Below are 24,136 nucleotides of genomic sequence, written 5' to 3'. Positions count from 1 at the left end.
TTGACCTACCTACCGTGCTGTCGGCCCACCATCTCGGTGATCCAGATCGGCGCGAACGGAGAGGTGCAGCCCGGGGAGGTCGGGTAGTCCTTGAGCACCTCCAGGCGCTCGCCGATGCCGATCGCGCGGGCACGGTGCTCGGGGTGCTCGATCCCGATCTGAGCCAGGCAGTGGTTCATCGCCCACTGCAGGCGGTCCGGGGCGTCCTTCATCTCCGTCTCGATGACGTCGAGCAGGCCCGCGAGGTCGAGGCCCTCGGGCTTCTTCGCCACGCGTTCGGTGGTCAGCGCCCAGCCGGCGCTCGCCACCACCGGATCCGGATCGGCGAACCAGGCCAGCCGCAGCTCTTCGGCGTGCGGGTTCTTCTTCACCACGTAGTTGACGAGCCAGTCGTGCACCTTGGGGGTGCGCGCCGCACGCAGCATGCGGTCCAACTCGTCGCGCTCGAACGCCTTCGGGCGGCAGATCAGGATCGCCAGCAGTCTCGCCGCGGTGTCACCGGTCTCCCAGAGTTGGCACGCGAGTTCCTGCTGCGTCTTCAGCCGCTTCGCGAGCGCGCGCAGCTTGCCGAGGTTCACCCCGTGGTCGTCACCGTGTCGCTCGTTCACCTCGCGCGTCCGCGGGTCCTCGAGCGCGGCCAGCTCGGCCATCACCTCGGCCACCGTCGTCCCGGCCACCTCAGCCTCCTGTCCACCGCGTGCGAGATGCAGCCTACGAGGAATGCCGGCCGCCGCCCGACCGTGCCACCTCGGTGACCATGGCCGGGTAGGGGCCGGCGGGCGTCTCGGCCGTGGCCTGGTCGGCGGGGATCACGTTGTCCATCCGCATGCGCAGGTGCCCGGCATCGGCGGTGTCGAACACGATCCGCCACGCCCAGCCGCCGCCGTACTCGCCCGTCAGCTCGAACGTCCCGTCCGGTGCCGGGCCGCCGGTCAACGACATCGGCGTCGGCTGCTGGTGCCACGAGTCGCCCCACACGGCGACCAGCGTGCCCTCCTGGTGGCCGGCTCCGACGACGAGCAGGCCGTCCTGCGGTCCGTCGTCCGGATGCGTCCAGGAGTAGGCGACCGAGGTCAGGTGACCGCCGGCAGCCGGCGTGACGGTGATCGCGGCCGGCGACTCCGCGAGCGGGTCGGCGGGCATCAACCGGAACCCGTTGGTGCCGGACCAGGAGCCGGCGAAATCGGCGAGGATCATCCGCCCACCATAGGCGCGCCGGCGACCATCCCGACCGACCGCCGGTTCGTACCCCGGCAGGTCGAGATCGGAGCGCCTGGGCCGGCCAATCTCGCACGCGCTGGGCCGGGCCGTCTTCGCCAACCCGGCCGGCAGCAGCGCCTCCGTGACGGTGCGACTGACCGACGGATCGGGCCGGACGACGTCGGTGAGCCTCCACCTCGGGGCGGGCCCTGCCTGGCGCGTCTGCGACGACCTCTTCGGCTGACCGCCGGGGGTTTCGCCTATCCGCGTCCGTGGCACGAGCGCCGTGGTACGACTGCCTAAACCGGTGCGAAGCGGACAGGAACGCGGGCGATAGATGACGATCGGCGGCTGGCGCGGACTGTTGCAGGGCCGGGAGGGGGAACTCCTCCTCGACCTGGTCTACGTCTTCGTGCTGACCCGGTTCTCGCAGCGCCTGATCGAGGACTTCACCACGGACCGCCGGGTGGTCCTGCCCGAGGTCGGCCAGACGGTGCTCCTGCTGCTGGCGCTCTGGATGGTCTGGGTCCACGCGGCCTGGGTCACCAGCAGGGTCGAGCCCCGACAACCGGTGACCCAGCTGTTGATCGTCTGGACGATGTTCGGCAGCATGATCATCGCGGTCACGTTGCCGCACGCGTTCGGCGCACGCGGGCTGCTCTTCGCGATCACGTACGTCGCCATCCAGACCGGCAAGCCCGTCATCCTCCTGATCTCGCCGGGGTACCGCGAGCGGCGCAACGCCGCGCGACACCTGTGCTGGGCCGCCATGTCCGCGGTGCCGTGGATCGCCGGAGCGGCGCTGGTCCCGCAGAGCCCGGCGCGCGGGGCGCTCTGGACGCTGGCGATCGCCCTGGACTACGCGGCGCTCGTGTTCGGCTGGCCCGTGCCAGGGCTCGGTCGGACCGGGCCGGAGGACTGGCGACGGGCGGGCGAGCACCTCGCGGAGCGCTACCAGCAGCTCATCGTCATCACCATCGGCGAGACGATCCTGCTCACCGGAGCGACGTTCGCGGACGAGTTCACCCCCGACCGGGTGGCGCCGGCCGTGCTGTCCTTCACCACCGCGGTGCTGATGTGGCGGATCTACTTCCACCGGGCAGGGGCGGTGTTCGCCGCCGCCGTCGAGATCGCGCCCCGTCCGGAGCGGCTCGGAAAGTCCGGGTACTACACCCAGTTGGCCATCGTGACGGGCATTCTGGCCGCCGGCGTCGGCTACGCGCTGGTCATCCGGGAGCCGCGCGGGCACCAGGACCCGCTCTGGCTCGCGGTCATCCTCGGCGGGCCGGCGCTGTTCCTCGCCGGGCGGACCCGCCTGGAGTACGAGGTGTTCGCCCGGGTCTCCCCGTCCCGGGTGATCGGACTGGTCGCGCTCGCCGCCGTGACGCCGGCGCTTCTGCACCGCGCGCCGTTGCTCGCCGCCGCGGCCGCCACCGTGATCCTGGGCGGGGTGGCGCTGTGGGACGGGATACGCGAGCACCGGCACCCCGGCGAGGCGCCCTCGCCGCCGCCCTAGGCCCGACCCAACTTGTCATTGACAAGATAGGGGTCCGAGGCTACGTTCGACGTGAACTTGACGGCGACTAGATAGGTGTGTGGCCATGCCCCTCCTCGTCCTCCTCATCGCGCTCGTCGGACTGCGCGGGCTCGGCGCCCTCGGCGTACGCCGGTTCGCCCGCCGGCCGGCCGCCGCGGCCCACGCTCTCGCGCTCATGCTGGTCATGACCGCGAGCGCGCACTTCGTCCCGGCCGGCGTCACGGTGATGCCGACCCACGACGACCTGGCCCGGATGGTGCCGCCCGCGGTGCCGTTCCCGTCCGCCATGGTGTACCTCACCGGCGTGCTGGAGCTCCTCGGTGCCGTGGGCCTGGTCCTGCCGGCCACCCGCCGCGCGGCCGGCTACTGCCTGGCGCTGCTCTTCGTCGTGCTGCTGCCGGCGAACATCTACGCCGCCACGGCGGCGGTTCCGTTGGCGGGCGAGCCGGCGTCCCCGCTGTGGCAGCGCGTCCCCGAGCAGATCCTCTACATCGGAGTCGCGCTCTGGGCCACCCGTGGCGCCGAGGCTCTCCCGCTCCCACCGGCCGCTCGGAGCCGTGCGGTCACCGAGGCGCGTGGCTGAAACGACATCGCGGGTCCGGCGTCATCCGTGCCGCCGGGCGATCGCGTGCAGGTCCCGGGCCGGCCCGGTGAGCTGCCGTCCCGCCGGCCACACCGCCCGTAGCCGGCGGTGCAGGCCGAGCCCGTTGACGGGCACCGCGACCAGCGCGCCGGCGGCCAGTTCGGTGCTGACCGCGAGGGAACTGAGCACGGCGGGGCCGCTTCCCGCCGCGACCGCGTGCTTGATCGCCGTCGTCGAGGAGAGTTCGAGTATCGGCGCGGCGAACTCGCCGACGCCCTGCTCGCGCAGCGCGCTCTCCAACGCCCGGCGGGTGCCCGAGCCGGCCTCCCGAGCGACAAGCGGCGCGGTGGCGAGTTCGGTCGGGGTGATGCCGCGTCGCCGGCGCGCCCACCGGTGCGCAGGGGCGACGACCACCGTGAGCCGGTCCGTGGCGACGGTCTCCGCGTGAAGGCCGGCGGGTAGGTCGGGGCCCTCGACGAAGCCGAGGTCGGCCCGTTCGCCGAGGAGGCGGGCCGCCACGTCCGCCGAGTTGACCGCCTGGAGGGTCACGGCGAGGTCCGGATGGCGTACGCGCAGTGCCACGAGCCACGCCGGGAGAAGGTATTCGGCGACGGTCTGGCTGGCCGCGACGACGAGCCGGCTCTCCTTCGTGACGCGGAGCGCCTGCACGGCGGCGGCGAGGGAGTCGGCCGCCTCCACCACGGTGCGGGCCCAGTCGGCGATCAGCGCGCCGGTCGGGGTGAGCGCGGACCCGCGCGGAGTGCGGTGGAGCAGGGTGAGGCCGAGCCGGCGTTCCAGGTGACGCAGGCGGGCGCTGGCCGCCGGTTGGGAGATGCGGTGTTCCGCCGCGGCCTGGCCGATGCTGCCGAGCCGGGCGACGGAGAGCAGCAGGTCGAGGCTGCTCAGGTCGGTCACCTGCGGCGGCAGAGGCATAAGGAAAGGTTATGGCTCGGTCGGGGATCACCGCCTACCGGGTCGGCGCCGGCCGCCCCAGGGTTGACGCATGACCAGCCTGCACCACCCGCCCACCCGGACGCGTCGCCCCGGCACCGTCACCTACCTCGGACCGAACTGGTTCGCCTCGGTGATGGGCACCGGGATCGTGGCCACCGCCGCTGCCGGCCTGCCGGTGCACCTGCCGGGGCTGCGGTTCCTCGCGACTGCCGGCTGGCTCGCGGCGGCGGCACTCCTGGTGGCGCTGGTCGCCGCCTGGGCGGTGCACCTGCGCCGCGACCGGGAGACCGCGCTCGGGTACGCCGCCGACCCGGTCATGGCGCAGTTCTGGGGGGCGCCGCCGATGGCGCTCATGACCGTCGGCGGGGGTGCGCTGCTGCTCGGCCCCGCCCTGATCGGTGAGCGCGCCGCCGTGGCGGTCGACCTCCTGCTGTGGGGCGCCGGGACCGGGCTGGGCCTGCTGACAACGGTGGCGATCCCGTACCTGATGATGACCCGGCACCGGATCGGGCCGGACGCCGCGTTCGGTGGCTGGCTGATGCCGGTGGTGCCGCCGATGGTCTCGGCCGCGAACGGCGCGCTGCTCGTGCCGCACCTGCCGGCCGGGCAGGCCCGGCTCGACCTGGTGATCGCCTGCTACGCGATGTTCGGCGTCAGCCTGGTCGCCACCCTGGTCATCCTGCCGCAGCTCTGGAACCGGCTGGTCGTCCACCGGGTCGGCCCCGCCCGGATGGTCCCCACCCTGTGGATCGTGCTGGGGCCGCTGGGCCAGTCGATCACCGCGGCCCATTTGCTCGGCCGGGCCTCCGACGGGGTGCTGCCCGAACCGTACGCGGCCGGCGCGCAGATGTTCGCCGTCCTCTACGGCGTACCCGTGCTGGGGTTCGCCCTGGTCTGGCTGGCCCTGGCGGCCGCCATCACGCTGCGCACCGCGCGCGCCGGGCTGCCCTTCTCGCTCACCTGGTGGAGCTTCACCTTCCCGGTCGGCACGCTGGTCACCGGCGTCACCGGTCTGGCCGCCCGTGCCGGCTCGGCCATGCTGACGGCGCTCGCCGTGCTGCTGTTCGGGCTGCTGGTGGCCGCCTGGACGACGGTGGCCGGCCGCACCGCCCGGGGCGCCTGGCACGGCCACCTGTTCCTGCCGCCGACGAGGTGAGGGCCGCCGCCGGCCGGGACCGGGACGCCTCAGGCGGTGAAATCGTCCCGTGCGTCCCGGGCGTCCTGCTGGACGTGCTCACCGGGCCGCTTGCCCCGGATCTCGTCCTGGCGCCGCACCTCGTCCGCCTCGGACCGTTCGTCCCGGTTCATGTCGCCCAACCGTGCCCGGGCCGGGCCGGCCAGATCCTCCAGGTCGTCCTTCGCCCGTTCGACGCTCATGCCGCCTCCCCTGTCGTCGTGGCGCCGTCGCGCCCCTGCGCCAGCGGCGTCCCCGGCCCCCGAGGACTGAAACCCGAGGTGCCGCCCGGTGTGTGGTTGGTCGACGGCCGCGGCCAGGTCCGCCGCGTGCCGCAGCGTGGCCGCCGACCCCTCCCGACCTTCCTCGCCCAGCGGCACCGAGCCCGCCCGCGCCAGCAACTCCCGGGCGACCGCCGGCTCGTCCAGCACCACGGCCAGCTCGGCCCGGTAGACCAGCGCCTCGACGTGGACGACCGGGTCGCCGGCGGCGTCCGCCCGGGACAGCGCCGAGTCGAGGATCCGGGCGGCCTGCCGGTGGTCCCCACGCGAGTCGGCCTGCACCACGGCGTTCTCCAGCGCCCGGGCCAGCCGCCCGGTGGCGTGGTCGCCGGCGGTCGAGGGCGCCGCGCGGGCCACGAACCGGATCCAGTTGCCGCCGGGGTCGACGATGCTGAAGCCGGTGTGCCCGTCGTAGTTCTTCCGGACCCGGGGCCGGGTCATCCGCGGCATCCCGGAGACGAGCACCCTGCCGTAGGCCGCCCGCATGCCCGCGGCGAACTCCCGGTGGATCCCGACCAGATCGTCCACCACGACCAGGCAGGAGCCGTACGAGGTTGCCGGATCGAACTCGGCCATCCCGAAAAAGTGCAGGTGAAGGTCCTCGCGGTGCAGTGCGAGATACGGGTTGGGTCGCGTCTGCCGGTAGCTGACCTGGAAGCCGAGGGCCTGGTAGAAGGGCGTCACGTCGTCCAGGGACCGGCACGGCAGCAGCGGGATGGTCGTCTCGTGGGCCATCCGTCCTTCCTATCGGCGCGCCGACGGTGTGCGCACACGGAAATGTCCGAACGGCCGAGCGGGCCGACCGCCCGGACAACGCGAAGGGGGCCGGTCCACTCGGGACCGACCCCCCTGCTGGTGCGCGTGAGCCCTTACGGCTTCCAGGAGCCCGCGGTGCGCAGGTGGTGCTGGTACTCCAGCGTGCCGCTCTTGGTCTTCACGTCGAAGATGAGCTGGCCGGTGCGCTTGCTGCCGGTGGGCAGGTTGTTGCCCGAGCCCATGAGCTTCCCGCAGCCGGAGAAGGCGCCACCCACGCCGCTCTCCTCGGCGCCGTCGGAGCCCACCCACTTGAAGAAGAACGGGTTGATCGAGCCGGTGCCCTTGGTGACCTCGGCGGTCACGTCGGCGATCAGGTACATGCCGTTCTTCGGATCCGGCATGAACTCCCGGCAGGCCTTGTCCTTGGTCCGGAAGTTGCTGACCGTGATCTCGACGGTGCCGTCGTCGTCGTTGACGATCAGCGTGTCGCCGGAGGGCATGTTGAAGGTCTCGCCGTCGGTGCGGCCCGGCTCCGGCGTCGCCGAGGTGCCGCCGGTCGCGGTGTCGTCGACCGGGTTGCTGTAGGTGACCCCCGGGGTGGGCAGGCTGTCGATCGCGTCCTTGGTCTTCTGCGCCCCGCTGTAGATGGCGAAGATGCCGCCGCCGCAGCAGAGCAGCAGCATGACCGCCACGACGATGCCGACGGTGATCCAGACGTTCTTGTTGGACTTCCTCGCCGGCGGCCCGAACTGGCCGGGCGCGGGCGGGTACGGACCGGGCTGCGGGTACGCCGGCGGCGGGTACTGCCCGGCCGGCGGGGGGAACGCCGCCCCCGCAACCGGCGGGTACGGCGGCTGCGCCCCGCCCGGCGGCGGGTACGGCGGCTGCGCCCCGCCCGGCGGCGGGTACGGGGCGCCCGAGGTCGGCGGCTGCGGTACGCCCGAGACCGGCGGCTGTGGCGCGTACGGGCTGCCGGACACCGGCGGCATCGGCGCGGTGGGAAACGCCTGGGTCGGCGGTTCCGGAGGCTGCTGGTTCGGGTCCTGCGGTCCGAACGGAGGCTGAGGGTGGCTCACCGTACTCCTTGGGCACCTTCGAGATCGTCAGTCGGGACGACGGTACAAGCCGGCGGCAACGCGACCGTCAGGCCCTCACCGCAGTACCAGAACGGCGGCGGTGCGCACCAGATCGGCGTCCACCGTGAACCGACCGGATATCGACGACGGGGGATCGGTCACCGGAGCGGCGGCGATCCGGGCCGGCGCGATCCGGGCCGTGAACCTGCCGGCGTCGGGGTCGAGCGTGACCCGGGCGTCGGCGAAGTCGAGCCAGGTCCCGACGAGCGGATGCCAGACCTTGTAGACGGTCTCCTTGACGCTGAACAGCACGGTCGCCCAGGCGACGCCGCCGGGGAACCGGGCCAGGTCCGCCTCCTCCTCGGGCAGGCAGACCTTCCGGCGTACGCCCGTGCTCAGCTCCCGGTGGCGCTCGGCGTCGATGCCCACGGCGCGGACCTCGGTGGCGCGGGCGGCGGCGACCGCGCAGTAGTCCCGGGTGTGGGTGATGGCGCCGACCACGCCGGTCGGCCACACCGGGGCCCGGTCGGGGCCCGTGGGCACCGGTGTGGCCGGCAGCCCGAGCCCGGCCAGCACCCGGCGGGCGCACACCCGGCCGGCGGTGAAGTCCCGCCGGCGGCTGGCCACCGCGCGTTCGCCCAGGCAGGCCCGCTCGGCCGGGAGCAGCGCGCCGGTCCAGTCCGCGGCGCCGGCCACCGCCACGGCGACCTCGGGCGGCAGTAGGTCCCGCATGGCGCGCAACCTACCGCAACCGTGTAACGCCGGAGCGTTCCGGGACGCTGTTCGATCGTTCCGGGGAGGCACCGTCCACAAGAACCCGTCCACTGACGAGAGGATCGGCCGATGACGCCTGGCGCGAAGGCGTCGGAACCACGACCGGGCGAGCATGCCCCCGTGACCCCCGACTGGACCTGCGGATCCTGTGGCGACGACTGGCCCTGCGCCACGAAACGCCGACAACTGTTGGACGAGTACCAGGTGGACCGTGCCTCGTTGAGCGTCTATCTCGGCTCCTGCCTGGCCGCCGCCACGCAGGACCTGCGTGCCGCGCCGGTCTCCTCGCTCCAGGACCGGTTCATCGGCTGGGTGCCGCGCGGCCCGCGGACCTTCTGACCCGCGCTTCCGGTGACCGCCGCGTCGGGTTCGCGGCGGCCACCGGTCGCGGGCTCAGGGGCGGCGGGGCCGACGGGTGAGCGCGAAGCCCACCACGCCCGCCACGGCGGCGAGCACGCCACCCACGCCGGTCCACACCCAGCGCGAGCCGGCTTCCGGGAGCCAGCCGGCGAGGCTGCTCTCCTCCTCGGCGACCGGCTCGGGCGCCGGCTCGGCGGTGAGCACCGTGCCGGCCGTGGTGTTCGGCACCAGCGGCGCCTCCAGTTCCCCGTCGTCGCCGGACCCGCCGCCGGCGGCGTCCGCGCCGACCAGCAGGTCCACCTCGACCGGCAGGCCCAGGTCGGGCTCGGGGAGGTCGGTCACCGAGAGCCGGAGGTAGTAGGTGCCGGGCAGCGGGTCGCCGGACCACGGCTCCGCCCAGGGCCGGACCCGGCGCAGCGTGCAGCCGAGGGCGACGCTGGTCGCGGCCGCGTCCGCGGTCGGGGTCTGCGCGCCGGCCGTGCACGCCTGGCGGCGGCGCAGCCCGTCGAAGACGTCGACGGTCCAGGTGGACGCGCCGGTGCGCGGCTTGGCGAAGGAGACCGTGGCGGTGACCTCGTGGACCTGGCCGGCCTCGGCCCGGAACGACCAGTAGAGGTGGTCACCGGTCGAGGCGCCCACCCGGACCGGCTGGCCGGGGATGACGGGCGTGGCGGTCAGGAACGAGGTGCCGGCCTTGGTGACGGTGGTCGCCCCGGGGGACGGGGTCGGCGCCGCGGCGGCGGTCGCCGGGGTGAGGGTCAGCCCGACGGCGGCCAGCGCCGCCGCGGAGCGGATCGGCGTACGCATCCTCAGTTCTCCCTCCAGGTGGCCACCCACCAGCGGGTGAGCAGCCCGGCGACCAGACCGGTGACCAGTCCGGCCAGGGTGAGCAGGAGCAGCAGCGCCCAGCCGCGGCCGAGGTCCGGCCCGTCCGGGGCGGGGGACGCGGCGACCACGTCCACGGTCAGCTCCACCGGCATGCCGGGGGCGACCTGGGTGCCGGGGCGCGGTGCGAACGAGTTGCTGACCACCAGGCAGACGGTCCGCGCCGGCTGCGCGCCGCCGGGGGTCGGGGCGGGGCCCGCCTCCTCGGCGGCCGACCAGCGCAGCCCGGCCGAGACCACGTCGGTTCGCCCGCTGCCGGCGTCGACACCCCGGACGAGTTCCCGCCCGTCCGGCGCGGTGGCCCGCAGCAGCACGCCGTAGTCCGGGTTCACCGGCCGGTCCAGCGCGACGCTCACCGAGGCGCGCAGCTCCTGCCCGGGGCGGACCGGCACCCGGTACCAGCGGTGCTCGGCGAACGCCTCCCGGTCGCTGTAGACGCCGGGGGCGAGCAGCGGCGCGCCGTCGCACCCGGCCGACCCGCCGACCACGGTCGGGGTGGCCGTGTACGTGTCCCGGGCGCGGTCCACCAGCTGCGTGATCCGCCCGCTCAGCTCGTCGGCGCTCCGCGCCGCGGTGTAGGTGCCGCCGGTCGCCCCGGCGATGCAGAGCAGCTGCCGGCGGACCTTCTCGTCCGGTGCCAGGCCGAGCGTGTCGACGACCAGCCTGGTGCCCTGTGCGGCCAGCTCGCGGGCGACCTCGCACGGGTCCGGCGGGGCGCAGGTGTCCTCGCCGTCGGTGATCAGCACGATCCGGCGGACGGTGCTGCCGGTGCCCAGGTCCTGCGCGGCCGAGCGGAGCGCCAGCCCCACCGGGGTGAAACCGGTCGGGCGCAGCGTGGCGACGGCGGCCTTGGCCTGCGCGCGGTCCACCGGACCGACCGGCACGATCTGCTGGGTGTCCAGGCAGCCCTGTTTCTTGTCCTTGCCCCGGTAGGTGGCGCCGAGCACCCGGATGCCGAGCTGGGTCTCGTCCGGCAGCGCGTCGACCACCTCGTTGAACGCCTGCTGGGCGACGGAGATCCGGCTGCGCCCGTCGATGTCCCGGGCGCGCATCGAGCCGCTGACGTCCAGGACCAGTTCGACCTTGGGTGGCTCGGTGGGTGGTTCGGCGGTCTCGTCGTCGGCCGCGGCGGGCGGCGGACCGATCAGCGCGGTGGCCGCCAGCAGTCCGAGAAGGACGGCCGTCGACCGTCTCTTGTTGATCACCGGACGGAGTGTAGTGAGATCCACTGTGGAAGATCATCCGGGGCAGTCGATCAACGATGATCGATGCAGTGAGCGGCATGATCAGGAGTTGTGCGGCGACCGGCGGGCGGGTCGGCGAATGGTAAGGAATTCGTGATGTTTCCGCTGCGTGACCCACCGTAAGGTGCCCGATGTAAACCTTTTGTGGGGTGGCGCATTCGTCGGAAATCTGACCCGGGTTGACCCGTTGTGCCACTGCCGCACTGTGGTTAAGCTCTGTCTTGCGCGCCCCAATCGCCCGCTTCCCCCGTGGCAGGCGATCGGGGCGCGCTTTTTCGTGCCACGGGCCGCCTAGGCAGGAGCCGGCCCGAGATCGCCACCGGTTTTTCCGCCCCCGCCGGCCGCCGCGCCGGTCAGATCCAGCGACCGTCCAGCCACATCCGGGCGGACCAGTCCGCGTAGGCCAGCAGCCGGCCCACGAAGATCGGGTAGAAGTAGCCGAAGCAGAGGGCGACCAGCAGCACGTACGCGCCCGCGATGATCCCGCCGACCAGGCGGCGGTCGGCGGTGTCCTCGACGCTCGGCGGCGTCGCCGTGCCGGCGGCCGGGGCGGGCGAGACGATCGCGCCCAGCACGTAGACCACCGCCAGCACCAGGAACGGCACCGCCGGCGCGGCGTAGAAGGAGAACATCGTGCGGCCGTCCAGGGCGAACCAGAACCAGGGCAGCAGGCCGGCGGCCACGCTGAGCAGGATCGCCCCGGCGCGCCAGTCCCGCCGGGCCAGCCCGAGCCAGACCGTCGCCGCCAGCGCCGGCAGGAACGACCACCAGAGCAGCGGGGTGCCCAGCAGCAGGATCTCCGAGGCGCAGCTCGGCGCGCCGCAGTTGCCGTCGCCGGACCAGTAGAAGGCGACCGGCCGGCCCAGCAGCAGCCACTGCCACGGCCAGGACTGGTATTTGTGCGGGTCGTCGAGCTGGGTGTGGAAGCCGTACGCGGCCTTGTGGTATTCCCACAGGTTGATCAGCGGCCCGATGACCGGGGTGTCGCTGAGCCCCGGGGTGTTCGGGTAGCGGCTCGCCAGGCGGTAGTAGCCGTCGTCGCCGAGCAGCCAGCCGGACCAGGTGAGCACGTAGGTGAGGACCATCAGCGCGCCGGCCGCCAGCAGCCAGGGCAGCTCGTCCAGCAGCGCGTCCCGCCACGGGCGGCGGACCCCGGCCGAGCGCCGGACCCCGACCTCCCAGAGGAGCACCAGCAGCGCGAAGGCCGGCACGAAGTAGAGCGCGCTCCACTTCACCGCGCAGGCGCAGCCGAGCAGCACGCCGGCGGCCAGCCGCCACCACGGCCAGTCGCGCCAGGTCGACGGCGGCCGGCCGGCCCGTCCCGGCCGCGACGGGTCGAGCCCCGCCGCCAGCGCCCGGGACCAGCGCCGCCGCCGGGCGTCCCGGTCGAGCACCAGCGCGCCGAACGCGGCCAGCACGAACAGCAGCAGGAAGATGTCGAGCAGGGCGGTGCGGGAGAGCACGAAGTGGAAGCCGTCCAGGGCGAGCAGCAGCCCGGCCGCACAGCCCAGCGTGGTGGAGCGGAACATCCGCCGGCCGATCCGCACCAGCAGCAGCACCGAGAGGGTGCCGGCGACCGCCGCCGCGAACCGCCAGCCGAACTCGGGGGCGGTGGTCATCAGGTGCCCCGGCACCGAGATCTTGGTCTCGGCGTCCTGATAGCCGAAGGCCCACTCGCCGAGGCCGATGAGCCACTTGCCCAGCGGCGGGTGCACCACGTACGACGGGCCGTTGTCCTTGTAGTTCCACTCGACGCCGCGGTCGATCAGCCCGTACGCGTCACGCGCGTAGTAGATCTCGTCGAAGATCTTCCCGTTGGGGCCGCTCAGCCCGACGAAGCGCAGGATCGCCGCGATCGCCACCACGACCCCGGTGGCCAGCCAGGCGCGTCCCCGGTCCAGGCGGGCGTCGACGGTGTCGAGTCGTCGCCGGACGATCGCCGGGATCCGCCCGCCGCCGCTGGTCGGCGCGGCGTCGGCGCCCCGGTCGGCGTTGGTCAACTCGTCGGCGGACCCGCCCGCGTTCGCGCTCTGTGCTGTCGACGCACTCGTCACCCGGCGATCGTAGGCTGCGAAGGTGCCCGGTGGCGCCCGTCGTCTCCGAGATTGGTACGGCCGTCGATGAAGGAGCGCACGTCGTGGGTGAAATGTCCGAGGTTGGCCGCCTGGTGCTGCTCGGCGCGCCGCTGGGCAACCCGGCCGACGCGTCCGCCCGGTTCCGCGAGGTGCTCGCCACCGCCGACGTGGTCGCCGCCGAGGACACCCGCCGGCTCACCCGGCTGGCCCGCGACCTGGCGGTCACCGTGCCCGGCCGGATCGTCTCCTACTTCGAGGGCAACGAGGAGCGGCGGACCCCGGAACTGGTCGACGTGCTCGCCGCCGGCTACACCGTCGCAGTGGTCACCGACGGCGGCATGCCCAGCGTCTCCGATCCCGGCTACCGGCTGGTCCGGGCCGCCCTCGACGCCGGTGTGCCGGTCACCGCGGCCCCCGGTCCGAGCGCGGTGACCACCGCCCTGGCGCTGTCCGGGCTGCCCTGCGACCGGTTCTGCTTCGAGGGCTTCCTGCCCCGCACGCCCGGCGCCCGGCGGTCCCGGCTGCGCGCCCTGGCCGCCGAGGAACGCACCCTGGTGCTCTTCGAGGCGCCGCACCGGATCACCGGGGCACTGGCCGACCTGGCCGAGGCGTTCGGCCCGGACCGGCCCGCCGCACTCTGCCGCGAGCTGACCAAGACGTACGAGGAGGTGGTCCGCCGGCCGCTCGGCGAGCTGGCCGAGTGGGCCGCGGCGGGTGAGCCGCGCGGCGAGATCACCCTGGTCGTGGCCGGGGCGCCGCCGGCCGAGGCCGTCCGGCCCGACGACGACACGCTGCGCGCCGCGGTGGCCGCGCGGGAGGCGGCCGGGCTGTCCCGGCGCGACGCCATCACCGAGGTCGCCACCGAGTACGGGCTGCGCCGCCGCGAGGTCTACACGGTCGTGCACGCCTGACCGCGGCTACCAGGCCGAGGCCAGGAACCCGACGGTGATCAGCAGCGGGCCGGCCAGCGCCACGCCCACCGCCCAGCGGCGGTGCCGCGGGTCGGGCAACCGGGTCGCGCCGGTCCAGCGGGCGATCCCGGCGGCGCAGCCGGCCACCACCAGCAGCCCCAGCAGCCAGCGCAGGTGCCGGCCGGCGCCGGCGTCCGCGTAGGCGGTGCCCCCGGCCGGCCCGGTCATCCGGGCGGGCAGCACCGAGCCGGTGGCGCTGCGGTCGGCCGGCACCCCGCTGACCCGGACCCCGTGGGCCCGGAAGCGCTCGCCGTCGGCCAGGAAGATCCCCCGGCAGCGCTGGGTCAGCCCACCGCCGGTGCAGTCGGTGATCACCGCCGTGCCGCTCGTCGCGTGGCCCACGGCCAGCCAGAACGGCCCGGCGCTCACCCAGGCGAAGAACGCGGCCAGCAGGCTCAACGACAGCAGCACGGACAGCCCGGTGACCGGGTCCGGGGGACGGGCCGGTCGGGCCCGGTCGGGCCGGGACGCCGACCGGCGGCCCGGCCACCGGGCGGCCCGGCGGTGCGGCTCCTCCCGCAGCGGGGTCCCGTCCCAGTGCACCTCCTCGATCGGCGCCCAGCCGGTGCCGCCGTCCGCCGGAGCGGAACGCCGGTGCCAGCGTGGCTGCCGGACCGGCACCCGACGCGGCACGGCGTCCACCGGCGCCCCGGTGGTCGGTTCCACCTCCACCGGCGGGTCCGCCGGGTCCAGCCGGGGCTGGGGAGCGACGGACGCCGGGCGCGCCGGGGTCCGCCGGGTGGCCTCCCCGGCCGCCGGTGCGGAGGAGGGCCCGCCCGGCCCGGGCGCCGCTGGTCTGCTGGTCACGCCGTTCATTTCACACCGGTGGGCCGGGGTCGCCGGGCAGCTCAGGCCGCGTGTCGGCGACAAATCGGGCGTACGGGCGGGGTCGGCTGGTGGGACGCGCCCTATTGGTTCGCGGGTGGCCGACGGCAATCACTAGGCTTGACGCTCATGAGTCACGTTCTCGCCGCGGTCGCCTGGCCCTACGCCAACGGCCCGCGCCACATCGGCCACGTATCCGGATTCGGCGTTCCCTCCGACGTCTTCGCCCGGTACATGCGGATGGCCGGTCACGACGTGCTCATGGTCTCCGGCACCGACGAGCACGGCACCCCGATCCAGGTGCAGGCCGACGCCGAGGGGGTCACCCCGCGCGAGCTGGCCGACCGGTACAACCGGGTGATCGCCGAGGACCTGCGGGCGCTGGGCCTGTCGTACGACCTGTTCACCCGGACGACCACCCGCAACCACTACGCCGTCGTGCAGGAGCTGTTCGAGGGGCTGTACCGCAACGGCTACATCGTCCCCAAGGTCACCACCGGGGCGATCTCCCCGTCCACCGGCCGCACCCTGCCCGACCGCTACATCGAGGGCACCTGCCCGATCTGCGGCTACGACAGCGCCCGCGGCGACCAGTGCGACAACTGCGGCAACCAGCTCGACCCGATCGACCTGATCAACCCCAAGTCGAAGATCAACGGCGAGACGCCGGAGTTCGTCGAGACCGAGCACTTCTTCCTCGACCTGCCGGCCCTGGCCGACGCGCTGCGGCAGTGGCTGGACAGCCGGGAGGGTTGGCGCCCCAACGTGCTCCGGTTCTCCCGCAACCTGCTCGACGACCTCCAGCCCCGGGCCATCACCCGGGACCTGGAGTGGGGCGTGCCGATCCCGCTCGACGGCTGGCGCGACCGGCCCGACAAGCGGATCTACGTCTGGTTCGACGCCGTCATCGGCTACCTGTCCGCCTCGATCGAGTGGGCCCGCCGCACCGGCGACCCGGAGGCCTGGCGGAAGTGGTGGTCCGCCGACGGGGAGGGGAAGGACGCCCGCGCCTACTACTTCATGGGCAAGGACAACATCGTCTTCCACTCGGTGATCTGGCCCGCGCTGCTCGGCGGCTACTCCGGCGAGGGCTCCCGGGACGGCGAGCCGGGCCGGCTGGGCCGGCTCAACCTGCCCACCGAGGTGGTCTCCAGCGAATACCTGACCATGGAGGGGCGCAAGTTCTCCTCCTCCCGCAAGGTGGTCATCTACGTCCGGGACTTCCTGGAGCGGTACGACGCCGACGCGCTGCGCTACTTCATCGCGGTGGCCGGCCCGGAGAGCAACGACACCGACTTCACCTGGGCCGAGTTCCTCCGCCGCAACAACGACGAGCTGGTCGCCGGCTGGGGCAACCTGGTCAACCGGTCCATCTCGATGGCGGCGAAGAACTTCGGGGCGGTCCCGCCGGTCGACCCGGCGGGGCTCACCGAGGCCGACCGGGCCCTGCTGGACACCGCGAAGGCGGGCTTCGCCACCGTCGGGGACCTGATCGCCCGGCACCGGCAGAAGCAGGCCATCGGCGAGGCCATGAAGGTCGTCGCCGAGGCCAACAAGTACCTGTCCGAGCAGGCGCCCTGGAAGCTCAAGGGCGAGGACGACAAGCCCCGGATGGGGACCATCCTGCACGTCGCCCTCCAGGTGGTCAGCGACGCCAACACGCTGCTCACCCCGTTCCTGCCGCACTCCGCGCAGCAGATCCACGAGCTGCTCGGCGGCACCGGGGTGCACGCGCCGATGCCGGTGATCGAGGAGGTCGAGGACCTGGACGGCGGGCCGGCGTACCCGGTGCTGACCGGTGACTACACGGTCGGGGCGCGCTGGGAGTCCGTACCCCTGGAGGTGGGCCGGCCGCTCGCGGCGCCGAAGCCGGTGTTCCGCAAGCTCGACCCGTCGATCGTCGACGAGGAGCTGGCCCGGCTGGCCGGCTGAGCCGACCGACGCGCGACGCGGCCCCGGGGTGTCCCCGGGGCCGCGGTCGTCGGTGGGTCAGGCGCGGGCCATCCGCGGCGCGCCGATGAACTCCATGATCGCCTGGTTGACCTCGGTGGGGTGCGTCCACGGCGTGCCGTGCGGCGCCCCCTTCAGGGTGATCATCCGGCAGTCGGACAGCATGTTCTGCAACCGCTGGCCGGTCACCGGGAACGGCAGCACGTTGTCCTTGTCGCCCTGGATGATCAGCACCGGGATGTTGATGTTCGGCAGGTCGCCCCGGAAGTCCGTCAGCCAGGCGTCGACGGAGTCGTGGGTCGCCTTCGCCGACGCCTGCGCGCCGATCTGCCAGTGCGCCCGGTACGCCTCCTCGCTCACCCACCTGCCCTTGTTCTCGCTGTAGTTGAAGAACGCGTCGCAGAACTGGGTCAGGTAGGCGAACCGGTCCTGGATGATCGCCGCCTGGAACCCGTCGAACAGGCTCTTGTCGACACCTTCCGGATTGTCGGCGGTCTTCAGCAGGAACGGCGCCAACGGGGCCATCAGCACCGCCCGGTCCACCCGGTCCGACCCGTACGCGCCGAGGTAGCGGGTCACCTCGCCGGTGCCCATCGAGTGCCCGATGAGGATCGCGTTGCGCAGGTCCAGCTCGGTCATCAGCACGTCGAGGTCCGCCGCGAAGGTGTTGTAGTCGTAGCCGAACGCCGGTTGGGCGGAGTTGCCGAACCCGCGCCGGTCGTACGTGATCACCCGGTAGCCGGCCGCCAGCAACGGATTGGCCATCTTCTCCCAGGTCGCCCCGTTGAACGGGAAGCCGTGGATCAGGACGATCGGCTGGCCGGAGCCGTGATCCTCGTAGTAGAGGTCGATGGGTGCGGAATTCTCCGTACCGACGGTGACGAAAGGCATGTCGGGCTCTCTCCTCGCGTGCGTGTGGGTCGCCCGCGCTTTCCCGACCCGGCCCCGGTTATGCCGTCCGGTACGGCAGGTCCACCACCCGGTCGTCGGTCAGCTCCCCGCCCGGCGCCCACGTCTCGTAGACGCCCCGCTCGTGGCACTGCGCCCCGGTCGTGGCCACCGCGTCCGGGTCCGGCCGGCACAGCCGCAGCCGCAGCCAGCCCGCCTCCTCCCGGAGCACCAGGCAGGGCACCCCGCGCCAGGCGGCGTAGCGCAGCCGGCGGGCCGCCGACTCGACCGGGTAGCGGGCCGCCCGGGTACCCGCCGACGAGCTGGGTGGAGCGGGGCACGTCGCCGGTCGGCACGTACTCCTGGTCGGGGGAGAGGCCGGGCACCGCGGCGAGCAGGTGGCGCCACTGCGGGCCGACCATGCGCAGCCAGCCCCGCTGCTCCGCCTGGTAGCTGTAGAGCACCACCTCCACCCCCTCCGCCGGGTAGGCGAGCAGGGTGGCGTTCGCCGGCATCGGCAGGTCGGCGAAGTCACGGGTGACGAACTCGGGGATGAGCTGGGCGTTGCTGGGCACGAACCCGGTGCCCAGCACCGGCGGCCCGAGCCGGTCCCGCGGCGGCAGGGCGGTCAGCCCCTGGTGCGCCGGGCCGACCGGCACGTCGTAGTCGACCGGGTCGGTGGCGCGCCAGCGCAGCGCGTACGCCACGTCGCCGCCCTCGGAGTCGCCGCGCAGCACCGCCAACCCCGCCGGGGTGCGCAGGTGCGCCACGTCGTGCTCCCGGTGGCAGAAACCGTGCGGCAGCAGGCCCCGGACGTAGCCGGCGAGCTGGCGGGCGGAGAGCACCTTCACCATCCGGGTGCCCGGCCGGATCAGCGCCGAACCGCGCACCGCCGCGAGGGTCGGGTCGCCGGCCGCGCCCGGCTGCTGGCTGAGCTGGTGCAGGTACGCCCAGCCGTGCTCCCGGTGCAGCGGCATCAGCAGGGGCGGGTCGAGGTCCTCGGTCGGCTCGGCCGCCCCGTGCACCGCGCTCACCTCGGTGACGTGCACGAACCTCCGCCACGGGTAGGCCACCCCGGGCCGGGGAGCCCACTCGAAGCCCGGCGCCTCCTCGGCGCTGAACAGCTCGTACGCCGCGCCCCGGGCGATCTCCTCCGCCGGGTGGACGCGGCCGTCGTACGTCACGCGCAGCCCGGTCCGCTCGGGGGCGGCTCCGCTGGCCTGGGGAGTGACGGTCACGCCCCGGACCGTAGGCGCGGCAGATGTTGCGCGGGTGAACAGTCGGTGGCGGTCCGGAAACGCCGGCCCGTGGCGGTGTGTGATGCTGGCCGCGATGAGCGAGCAGACCGAAACCCGCAAGCAGCGCGCCGCCCGCCGGGCCGGTGAGTTCCCGCCCGCCCCGGAGGCGCTGGCGGTGCCCGTGCTGGACAGCCACACCCACCTGGACATCACCGTCAGCGAGGCCGGTGTGCCCGGCGGGCCGGCCGACGACCCGGTGGCGGCGGCGATCGCGGTGGCCGCCGGCGTCGGCGTGGACCGGCTGGTGCAGGTCGGCGTGGACGTCGAGTCGTCCCGGTGGAGCGCCGACGTCGCCGAGCGCTACGGCGCGGTGCTGGCCACCGTGGCGCTGCACCCGAACGAGGCCCCCCGCCTGGCCGACCTGGACGAGGCGCTGCGCGAGATCGAGGCGCTCGCCGGCCGGGCCCGGGTCCGCGGCATCGGCGAGACCGGCATGGACTTCTTCCGCACCGGCGACGAGGGGCGGGCCGCGCAGGAGGAGAGCTTCCGCGCGCACATCGCCATCGCCAAGCGGTACGGCAAGGCGCTTGTCATCCACGACCGGGACGCGCACGCCGACGTGCTGCGCGTCCTCGACGACGAGGGCGCCCCCGACACCGTGGTGCTGCACTGCTTCTCCGGCGACGCCGACTTCGCCCGCGAGTGCGTCCGCCGCGGCTACCTGCTCAGCTTCGCCGGCACGGTCACCTTCGGCAGCGCCACGCCCCTGCGCGAGGCCGCCGCCGTCACCCCGCCCGAGCAGATGCTTGTGGAGACCGACGCGCCCTACCTGACCCCGATGCCGCACCGGGGGCGGCCGAACGCCTCGTACCTGATCCCGCTGACCGTGCGGTTCCTGGCCGAGACCACCGGGACCGACCTCGACCAGCTCTGCGCGGCCATCTCCGCGACCGGCGAGCGCGCCTTCGGGCCGTGGTGAAAGGATGCCCGGCGTGACCGGTCTCCTCGGCCCGGCGGAGATCCGGGAACTCGCCGCGCGGCTCGGCGTGACGCCGACCAAGAAGCTCGGCCAGAACTTCGTGCACGACCCGAACACCGTGCGCCGGATCGTCACCACCGCCGGGCTCGCCCCGGACGACGTGGCGCTGGAGGTCGGCCCCGGGCTCGGCTCGCTCACCCTGGCCCTGCTCCCGGTGGCCGCGCACGTGCACGCCGTGGAACTCGACCCGGCCCTGGCCGCCGCGCTGCCGGAGACCGCCGCGCGGTTCGCCGGCCCGGACGCCGCCCGGCTCACCGTGCACCCCGGCGACGCGCTGCGGGTCACCGCCGCCGAGCTGGCCGACCCGGCGCCGACCGCGCTGGTGGCGAACCTGCCGTACAACGTGGCCGTGCCGGTGGTGCTGCACCTGCTCGCCGAGCTGCCCACCCTGCGCCACGGCCTGGTGATGGTGCAGAAGGAGGTCGCCGACCGGCTCGTCGCCGGTCCCGGCTCCAAGGTGTACGGCATCCCGTCGGTCAAACTCGCCTGGTACGCCCGGTCCCGGGCCGCCGGCAAGGTCCCGCCGAACGTGTTCTGGCCGGTGCCGAACGTCGACTCCGGGCTGGTCGCCTTCACCCGGCGCGAGCCGCCCCGCGCCGACGTACCCCGGGAGGCCGTCTTCGCGGTCGTCGACGCGGCGTTCGCGCAGCGCCGCAAGACCCTGCGCGCCGCCCTCGCGGGCTGGGCCGGCGGCGCGGACCGGGCCGCGGCGGCGCTCACCGCCGCCGGCGTCGACCCCGGCGCACGCGGCGAGTCACTCACCGTGGAGCAGTTCGCCGCCATCGCCGCGTCGGCCCCGGCCGCCTCCGCCGTCGCCCAGTAGGCTGGCGCCGTTGCCGACCCCGCCGAGGAGCTGACCGTGCAGAAGCCGTTCGACATCCGCCTGCGCCCGCGGGACATCGCCCCGTGACCGAGGCCTGGCGACCGGACGACGAGGACGGGCAGCGGCGCGGGGCCAGCGGCCCGGTGAAGGTGCGGGTGCCGGCCAAGGTCAACCTGCACCTCGGGGTGGGGCCGCTGCGCCGGGACGGCTACCACGAGCTGAACACCGTCTATCACGCGATCTCCATCTACGACGAGCTGACCGCCCGCCGGGGCGACACCCTGACCCTCACCATGGAGGGCGAGGGCGCCGGCGAGCTGGCCCTGGACGACTCCAACCTGGTGATCCGGGCCGCCCACGCCCTCGCCGGCTACGCGGGTGTCCTGCCGCACGCCCGGCTGCACCTGCGCAAGCAGATCCCGCTCGCCGGCGGGCTGGCCGGCGGCAGCGCCGACGCGGCCGCCGCGCTGGTCGCCTGCGACGCGCTCTGGGGCACCGGGCTGTCCCGCGACGAGCTGGCCGGGATCGCCGCCGACCTCGGCTCCGACGTGCCGTTCCTGATCCACGGCGGCACCGCGCTGGGCACCGGGCGGGGCGAGGCGGTCAGCCCGGTGCTGGCCCGCCCCACCTCCTGGCACTGGGTGGTGGCCGTCGCCGACGGCGGCCTCTCCACCCCGGCCGCCTACCGGGAGCTGGACCGGCTCCGCGACGCCGGCGCCGCGGGGGAGCCGCTGGGCAGCACCGACGCGCTGCTGGGCGCGCTGCGCCAGCGCGACCCCCGGGTGCTCGCCGCCGCCCTCGGCAACGACCTCCAGGACGCCGCGCTGACCATGCGCCCGTCGCTGGCCGGGACGCTCAAGGCGGGGGAGGCGGCCGGGGCGCTCGCCGGCCTGGTCTCCGGCTCCGGCCCGACCTGCGTCTTCCTCGCCACCGACGAGGCGCACGCCGGGCGGATCGCCGCCGACCTCGAGGCCGCCGGCGTCTGCCGGGAGGCCCGGGTCGCGCACGGTCCGGTCGCCGGCGCCCGCATCGTCTGAGCTCCGCCCGGCGCGGTCCGCGTACCCTTGACGGCGGGCGTCCCGGGCACCGGGGCGCCTTGATCATGAAAGGTGGGTACGTGGCCAACATCGTCAACCTGGACCGGGTGTCCAAGGGGTACGGCGCCGCCGGGCCGCTGCTCACCGACGTCTCGCTCGGCCTCGACGACGCCGACCGGATCGGTGTGGTCGGCCTCAACGGCGCCGGCAAGTCCACCCTGCTGCGCCTGCTGACCAAGCAGGAGGAGCCCGACGACGGCCGGGTCACCCACCGCCGCGACCTGCGCGTCTCCTGGCTGCCGCAGACCCTGGACCTCGCCCCCGAGGCCACCGTCCGGGACGTGGTGCTCGGCACCGCCTGGCTCGGCGAGAGCATGGGCGCCGAGCACGAGTGGGCCGGCGACGCCGGCGTCCGGGCCATCCTCGACGGCCTCGGCATGCCCCACCTCGGCCTCGACGCGCCGGTCGGGACGATGTCCGGCGGCGAACGCCGCCGTGTCGCCCTCGCCGCGCTGCTGGTCCGCGACGCCGACCTGCTCATCCTCGACGAGCCCACCAACCACCTCGACGTCGGCGGCGTCGACTGGCTGGCCCGGCACCTCGTCACCCGCAAGGGCGCGCTCGTCGTGGTCACCCACGACCGCTGGTTCCTCGACGCCGTCTGCACCACCACCTGGGAGGTGGCCGACCAGACCGTCCGGGCCTACGAGGGCGGCTTCGCGGCCTGGATCCTGGCCCGCGCCGAGCGGCAGCGGGTCGCCGCCGCCACCGAGGCCCGCCGGCAGAACCTGCTCCGCAAGGAGATCGCCTGGCTGCGCCGCGGCGCGCCGGCCCGCACCTCCAAGCCGAAGTTCCGGATCGACGCCGCCAACGCGCTGATCGCCGACGTGCCCGAGCCGCGCGACACCATGTCGCTGCAACGGCTCGCCACCGCCCGGCTCGGCAAGCAGGTGTACGACCTCGACCAGGTCACCCTGCACGCCGGCCCGAAGGAGATCCTGCACGACGTCACCTGGCAGGTCGGCCCCGGCGACCGGGTCGCCGTCCTGGGCCGCAACGGCGCCGGCAAGACCACCCTGCTGCGGATGCTCGCCGGGGTGACCCGCCCCGACGGCGGGTCGTTCGCCGCCGGGCAGACCGTCCGCGCCGCGTTCCTCTCCCAGGAACTCGCCGAGCTCCCCGGCCACCTGCGCGTCCTCGAAGCCGTCGAGGAGGTGGCCCGGCGGGTGCAGCTCGGCGACCGGGAGATCAGCGCCGCCCAGCTCGCCGAGGTCTTCGGCTTCGACGACCGGCGGCTCTGGACCCCGGTCAGCGATCTCTCCGGCGGCGAGCGCCGCCGGCTCCAGATGCTGCGGTTGCTCGCCGGCGAGCCCAACGTGCTCCTCCTCGACGAGCCCACCAACGACCTGGACACCGACACCCTCGCCGCGCTGGAGGACCTGCTCGACTCCTGGCCAGGCACGATCGTGGTGGCCAGCCACGACCGCTACCTGATCGAGCGGGTCACCGACGTCGCGTACGGGATGTTCGGCGACGGCCGGCTCGTGCACCTGCCCGGCGGGGTCGACGAGTACCTGGCCCGGGCCGCGGCCGGCGGCGGCCCGGCGCCCGCCGACCTCACCCCGGCCGCGGCCGCCCCGGCCCGCGAGGGCCTCTCCGCCGCCGAGGTACGCACCGCGAAGAAGGAACTCGGCCGGCTGGAGCGGCAGATCGGCAAGCTCGAACAGAAGGAGGCGACGCTGCACGAGCAGCTCGCCGCGAACGCCACCGACTACGCCAAGGTCGCCGAGCTGGACGCCCAGCTCAAGGAGGTCCGGGCCGAGCGGGACCGCACCGAGGAGGCCTGGCTGGCCCTCGCCGAGGAGCTGCCGGCCGGCTGAGCCGACCCGGGGTGGGGGGTGTGCGGCGTCACCGACGGGCGTGCGGGACAATCGCAGGCGACCCCTCTTCCGTTCGGTCTTGGAGACGCACTGATGGCCCACACCCCCGTCAACCACCCCGCGCGGCCTGTCTACCGGGCGATCGGCGGGCTCGTTGGTCTGTACTTCGTCGTCTTCGGCGTGCTCGGCCTCATCGCCAGCGCCGGCAACGACGTCCTCGCCCAGGACGACACCAAGGTCCTCGGCCAGGGCACCAACCTCGGCTTCTCGATGTTCGCGATCCTGCTCGGCGCCGTGATCCTGGTCGGCACCGTGATCGGCCGCAACCTCGACGTGGCGATCAACCAGTGGCTGGCCTACGCGCTGATGGCCCTCGGCCTGGCGGAGCTGGCGTTCCTCCAGACCGACGCCAACATCTTCAACTTCTCGATCATGACCGACATCGTGGTGCTCACCCTGTCGCTGGTGCTCCTGATGGCCGGCATGTACGGCAAGGTCGGCAGCGACGACGAGCACGAGGCCTGGCAGAAGGCCCGGCTGGTGCTCTGAGCCCACCGCCATCCCCGAAGGCCCGGCGCCCGCCGGG

At 74.1% G+C, this 24,136-nt stretch carries 22 protein-coding genes and 1 pseudogene; 11 read left to right on the top strand and 12 right to left on the bottom strand.

What is annotated here, in order from left to right; translation table 11 throughout:
* Window positions 1–5 precede the first annotated feature (5 nt).
* Window positions 6–650, bottom strand: a complete 645-nt coding sequence (locus ACW0Q9_RS05780; protein ID WP_456178897.1) for a DNA alkylation repair protein — start codon at window positions 648–650, stop codon at window positions 6–8.
* A gap of 61 nt (window positions 651–711) precedes the next feature.
* Window positions 712–1,197 (bottom strand): hypothetical protein, encoded by a 486-nt coding sequence (locus ACW0Q9_RS05775; RefSeq protein WP_456178889.1) that lies wholly within the window; start codon window positions 1,195–1,197, stop codon window positions 712–714.
* A gap of 340 nt (window positions 1,198–1,537) precedes the next feature.
* Here ACW0Q9_RS05775 and ACW0Q9_RS05770 point away from each other — a divergent pair, with 340 nt between their 5' ends.
* Complete coding sequence (locus ACW0Q9_RS05770; RefSeq protein WP_456178888.1) at window positions 1,538–2,716, top strand: low temperature requirement protein A; 1,179 nt, start codon at window positions 1,538–1,540, stop codon at window positions 2,714–2,716.
* Window positions 2,717–2,801: 85 nt separating this feature from the next.
* Window positions 2,802–3,320, top strand: coding sequence for a DoxX family protein (locus tag ACW0Q9_RS05765; RefSeq protein WP_456178887.1), 519 nt, complete (start codon window positions 2,802–2,804; stop codon window positions 3,318–3,320).
* 21 nt (window positions 3,321–3,341) lie between these two features.
* Here ACW0Q9_RS05765 and ACW0Q9_RS05760 read toward each other — a convergent pair whose 3' ends face one another.
* Entirely contained in the window at window positions 3,342–4,253 is a 912-nt protein-coding gene (locus ACW0Q9_RS05760; protein WP_456178886.1) for a LysR family transcriptional regulator, read from the bottom strand.
* 70 nt (window positions 4,254–4,323) lie between these two features.
* Between ACW0Q9_RS05760 and ACW0Q9_RS05755 the strand changes: the two genes are divergently transcribed.
* Window positions 4,324–5,430 carry a TDT family transporter gene (locus ACW0Q9_RS05755; protein WP_456178885.1) on the top strand — a complete coding sequence of 369 codons (1,107 nt, stop codon included), beginning with the start codon at window positions 4,324–4,326 and terminating at the stop codon, window positions 5,428–5,430.
* A gap of 29 nt (window positions 5,431–5,459) precedes the next feature.
* Here the strand turns inward: ACW0Q9_RS05755 and ACW0Q9_RS05750 are convergent, their stop codons facing one another.
* From ACW0Q9_RS05750 to ACW0Q9_RS05740, 3 genes are all read right to left on the bottom strand, one after another.
* Complete coding sequence (locus tag ACW0Q9_RS05750; protein ID WP_456178884.1) at window positions 5,460–6,464, bottom strand: VOC family protein; 1,005 nt, start codon at window positions 6,462–6,464, stop codon at window positions 5,460–5,462.
* Window positions 6,465–6,598: 134 nt separating this feature from the next.
* Window positions 6,599–7,561: a DUF4352 domain-containing protein gene (locus ACW0Q9_RS05745; protein WP_456178883.1), complete on the bottom strand. Its 963-nt coding sequence runs from the start codon at window positions 7,559–7,561 to the stop codon at window positions 6,599–6,601.
* A 75-nt stretch (window positions 7,562–7,636) separates the two neighbouring features.
* Entirely contained in the window at window positions 7,637–8,293 is a 657-nt protein-coding gene (locus ACW0Q9_RS05740; RefSeq protein WP_456178882.1) for a 4'-phosphopantetheinyl transferase family protein, read from the bottom strand.
* 162 nt (window positions 8,294–8,455) lie between these two features.
* On the opposite strand from ACW0Q9_RS05740, the gene ACW0Q9_RS05735 reads away from it, so the two are divergent.
* Window positions 8,456–8,674: a hypothetical protein gene (locus ACW0Q9_RS05735; RefSeq protein WP_357197035.1), complete on the top strand. Its 219-nt coding sequence runs from the start codon at window positions 8,456–8,458 to the stop codon at window positions 8,672–8,674.
* Window positions 8,675–8,728: 54 nt separating this feature from the next.
* On the opposite strand, the gene ACW0Q9_RS05730 is transcribed toward ACW0Q9_RS05735, so the two are convergent.
* The 3 genes from ACW0Q9_RS05730 to ACW0Q9_RS05720 all read right to left on the bottom strand — a co-directional run bounded on the left by ACW0Q9_RS05730 (window position 8,729) and on the right by ACW0Q9_RS05720 (window position 12,878).
* Complete coding sequence (locus tag ACW0Q9_RS05730) at window positions 8,729–9,502, bottom strand: peptidase (RefSeq protein WP_456178881.1); 774 nt, start codon at window positions 9,500–9,502, stop codon at window positions 8,729–8,731.
* A 2-nt stretch (window positions 9,503–9,504) separates the two neighbouring features.
* Complete coding sequence (locus tag ACW0Q9_RS05725) at window positions 9,505–10,785, bottom strand: VWA domain-containing protein (RefSeq protein WP_456178880.1); 1,281 nt, start codon at window positions 10,783–10,785, stop codon at window positions 9,505–9,507.
* A 392-nt stretch (window positions 10,786–11,177) separates the two neighbouring features.
* Entirely contained in the window at window positions 11,178–12,878 is a 1,701-nt protein-coding gene (locus tag ACW0Q9_RS05720; protein ID WP_456178879.1) for a dolichyl-phosphate-mannose--protein mannosyltransferase, read from the bottom strand.
* A 92-nt stretch (window positions 12,879–12,970) separates the two neighbouring features.
* Between ACW0Q9_RS05720 and rsmI the strand changes: the two genes are divergently transcribed.
* Window positions 12,971–13,810: a 16S rRNA (cytidine(1402)-2'-O)-methyltransferase gene (gene rsmI / locus ACW0Q9_RS05715; RefSeq protein ID WP_456178896.1), complete on the top strand. Its 840-nt coding sequence runs from the start codon at window positions 12,971–12,973 to the stop codon at window positions 13,808–13,810.
* A 6-nt stretch (window positions 13,811–13,816) separates the two neighbouring features.
* Here the strand turns inward: rsmI and ACW0Q9_RS05710 are convergent, their stop codons facing one another.
* Entirely contained in the window at window positions 13,817–14,686 is an 870-nt protein-coding gene (locus ACW0Q9_RS05710; RefSeq protein ID WP_456178878.1) for a hypothetical protein, read from the bottom strand.
* A gap of 138 nt (window positions 14,687–14,824) precedes the next feature.
* Here ACW0Q9_RS05710 and metG point away from each other — a divergent pair, with 138 nt between their 5' ends.
* Complete coding sequence (gene metG, locus ACW0Q9_RS05705) at window positions 14,825–16,627, top strand: methionine--tRNA ligase (protein ID WP_456178877.1); 1,803 nt, start codon at window positions 14,825–14,827, stop codon at window positions 16,625–16,627.
* A 57-nt stretch (window positions 16,628–16,684) separates the two neighbouring features.
* On the opposite strand, the gene ACW0Q9_RS05700 is transcribed toward metG, so the two are convergent.
* Both ACW0Q9_RS05700 and ACW0Q9_RS05695 read right to left on the bottom strand, forming a co-directional pair.
* The gene (locus tag ACW0Q9_RS05700) at window positions 16,685–17,536 is read right to left on the bottom strand and encodes an alpha/beta fold hydrolase (RefSeq protein ID WP_456178876.1); all 852 of its coding nucleotides are present in this window, start codon (window positions 17,534–17,536) and stop codon (window positions 16,685–16,687) included.
* Between the two features lie 58 nt (window positions 17,537–17,594).
* Window positions 17,595–18,771 (bottom strand): annotated as a pseudogene (locus tag ACW0Q9_RS05695) (hypothetical protein).
* Window positions 18,772–18,853: 82 nt separating this feature from the next.
* On the opposite strand from ACW0Q9_RS05695, the gene ACW0Q9_RS05690 reads away from it, so the two are divergent.
* From ACW0Q9_RS05690 to ACW0Q9_RS05670, 5 genes are all read left to right on the top strand, one after another.
* Window positions 18,854–19,750, top strand: a complete 897-nt coding sequence (locus ACW0Q9_RS05690) for a TatD family hydrolase (protein ID WP_456178875.1) — start codon at window positions 18,854–18,856, stop codon at window positions 19,748–19,750.
* Window positions 19,751–19,763: 13 nt separating this feature from the next.
* Window positions 19,764–20,633, top strand: coding sequence for a 16S rRNA (adenine(1518)-N(6)/adenine(1519)-N(6))-dimethyltransferase RsmA (gene rsmA / locus ACW0Q9_RS05685; RefSeq protein ID WP_456178874.1), 870 nt, complete (start codon window positions 19,764–19,766; stop codon window positions 20,631–20,633).
* Between the two features lie 83 nt (window positions 20,634–20,716).
* On the top strand, window positions 20,717–21,670 hold the full coding sequence (locus ACW0Q9_RS05680) for a 4-(cytidine 5'-diphospho)-2-C-methyl-D-erythritol kinase (RefSeq protein WP_456178873.1): 954 nt from the start codon (window positions 20,717–20,719) through the stop codon (window positions 21,668–21,670).
* Between the two features lie 80 nt (window positions 21,671–21,750).
* A complete protein-coding gene (locus tag ACW0Q9_RS05675; protein WP_456178872.1) occupies window positions 21,751–23,550 on the top strand; it encodes an ABC-F family ATP-binding cassette domain-containing protein in 1,800 nt (599 codons plus the stop codon).
* A 93-nt stretch (window positions 23,551–23,643) separates the two neighbouring features.
* Window positions 23,644–24,099, top strand: a complete 456-nt coding sequence (locus ACW0Q9_RS05670; protein WP_456178871.1) for a DUF4383 domain-containing protein — start codon at window positions 23,644–23,646, stop codon at window positions 24,097–24,099.
* Window positions 24,100–24,136 lie beyond the last annotated feature (37 nt).

The sequence above is a fragment of the Micromonospora sp. I033 genome, from assembly GCF_053890995.1.
Note: the sequence above shows the minus strand (reverse complement) of the source record. Positions and strands in the feature narration are given on the sequence as shown.

Bases quoted from the DNA above. Each gene is read 5' to 3' on its own strand.
- ACW0Q9_RS05760 (WP_456178886.1), bottom strand. From the start codon at position 4,253: ATGCCTCTGCCGCCGCAGGTGACCGACCTGAGCAGCCTCGACCTGCTG.
- rsmI (WP_456178896.1), top strand. From the start codon at position 12,971: ATGTCCGAGGTTGGCCGCCTGGTGCTGCTCGGCGCGCCGCTGGGCAAC.
- ACW0Q9_RS05755 (WP_456178885.1), top strand. From the start codon at position 4,324: ATGACCAGCCTGCACCACCCGCCCACCCGGACGCGTCGCCCCGGCACC.
- ACW0Q9_RS05670 (WP_456178871.1), top strand. From the start codon at position 23,644: ATGGCCCACACCCCCGTCAACCACCCCGCGCGGCCTGTCTACCGGGCG.
- ACW0Q9_RS05730 (WP_456178881.1), bottom strand. From the start codon at position 9,502: ATGCGTACGCCGATCCGCTCCGCGGCGGCGCTGGCCGCCGTCGGGCTG.
- ACW0Q9_RS05750 (WP_456178884.1), bottom strand. From the start codon at position 6,464: ATGGCCCACGAGACGACCATCCCGCTGCTGCCGTGCCGGTCCCTGGAC.
- ACW0Q9_RS05700 (WP_456178876.1), bottom strand. From the start codon at position 17,536: ATGCCTTTCGTCACCGTCGGTACGGAGAATTCCGCACCCATCGACCTC.
- ACW0Q9_RS05710 (WP_456178878.1), bottom strand. From the start codon at position 14,686: ATGAACGGCGTGACCAGCAGACCAGCGGCGCCCGGGCCGGGCGGGCCC.
- ACW0Q9_RS05775 (WP_456178889.1), bottom strand. From the start codon at position 1,197: ATGATCCTCGCCGATTTCGCCGGCTCCTGGTCCGGCACCAACGGGTTC.
- ACW0Q9_RS05780 (WP_456178897.1), bottom strand. From the start codon at position 650: ATGGCCGAGCTGGCCGCGCTCGAGGACCCGCGGACGCGCGAGGTGAAC.
- ACW0Q9_RS05740 (WP_456178882.1), bottom strand. From the start codon at position 8,293: ATGCGGGACCTACTGCCGCCCGAGGTCGCCGTGGCGGTGGCCGGCGCC.
- metG (WP_456178877.1), top strand. From the start codon at position 14,825: ATGAGTCACGTTCTCGCCGCGGTCGCCTGGCCCTACGCCAACGGCCCG.
- ACW0Q9_RS05770 (WP_456178888.1), top strand. From the start codon at position 1,538: ATGACGATCGGCGGCTGGCGCGGACTGTTGCAGGGCCGGGAGGGGGAA.
- ACW0Q9_RS05690 (WP_456178875.1), top strand. From the start codon at position 18,854: ATGCTGGCCGCGATGAGCGAGCAGACCGAAACCCGCAAGCAGCGCGCC.
- ACW0Q9_RS05765 (WP_456178887.1), top strand. From the start codon at position 2,802: ATGCCCCTCCTCGTCCTCCTCATCGCGCTCGTCGGACTGCGCGGGCTC.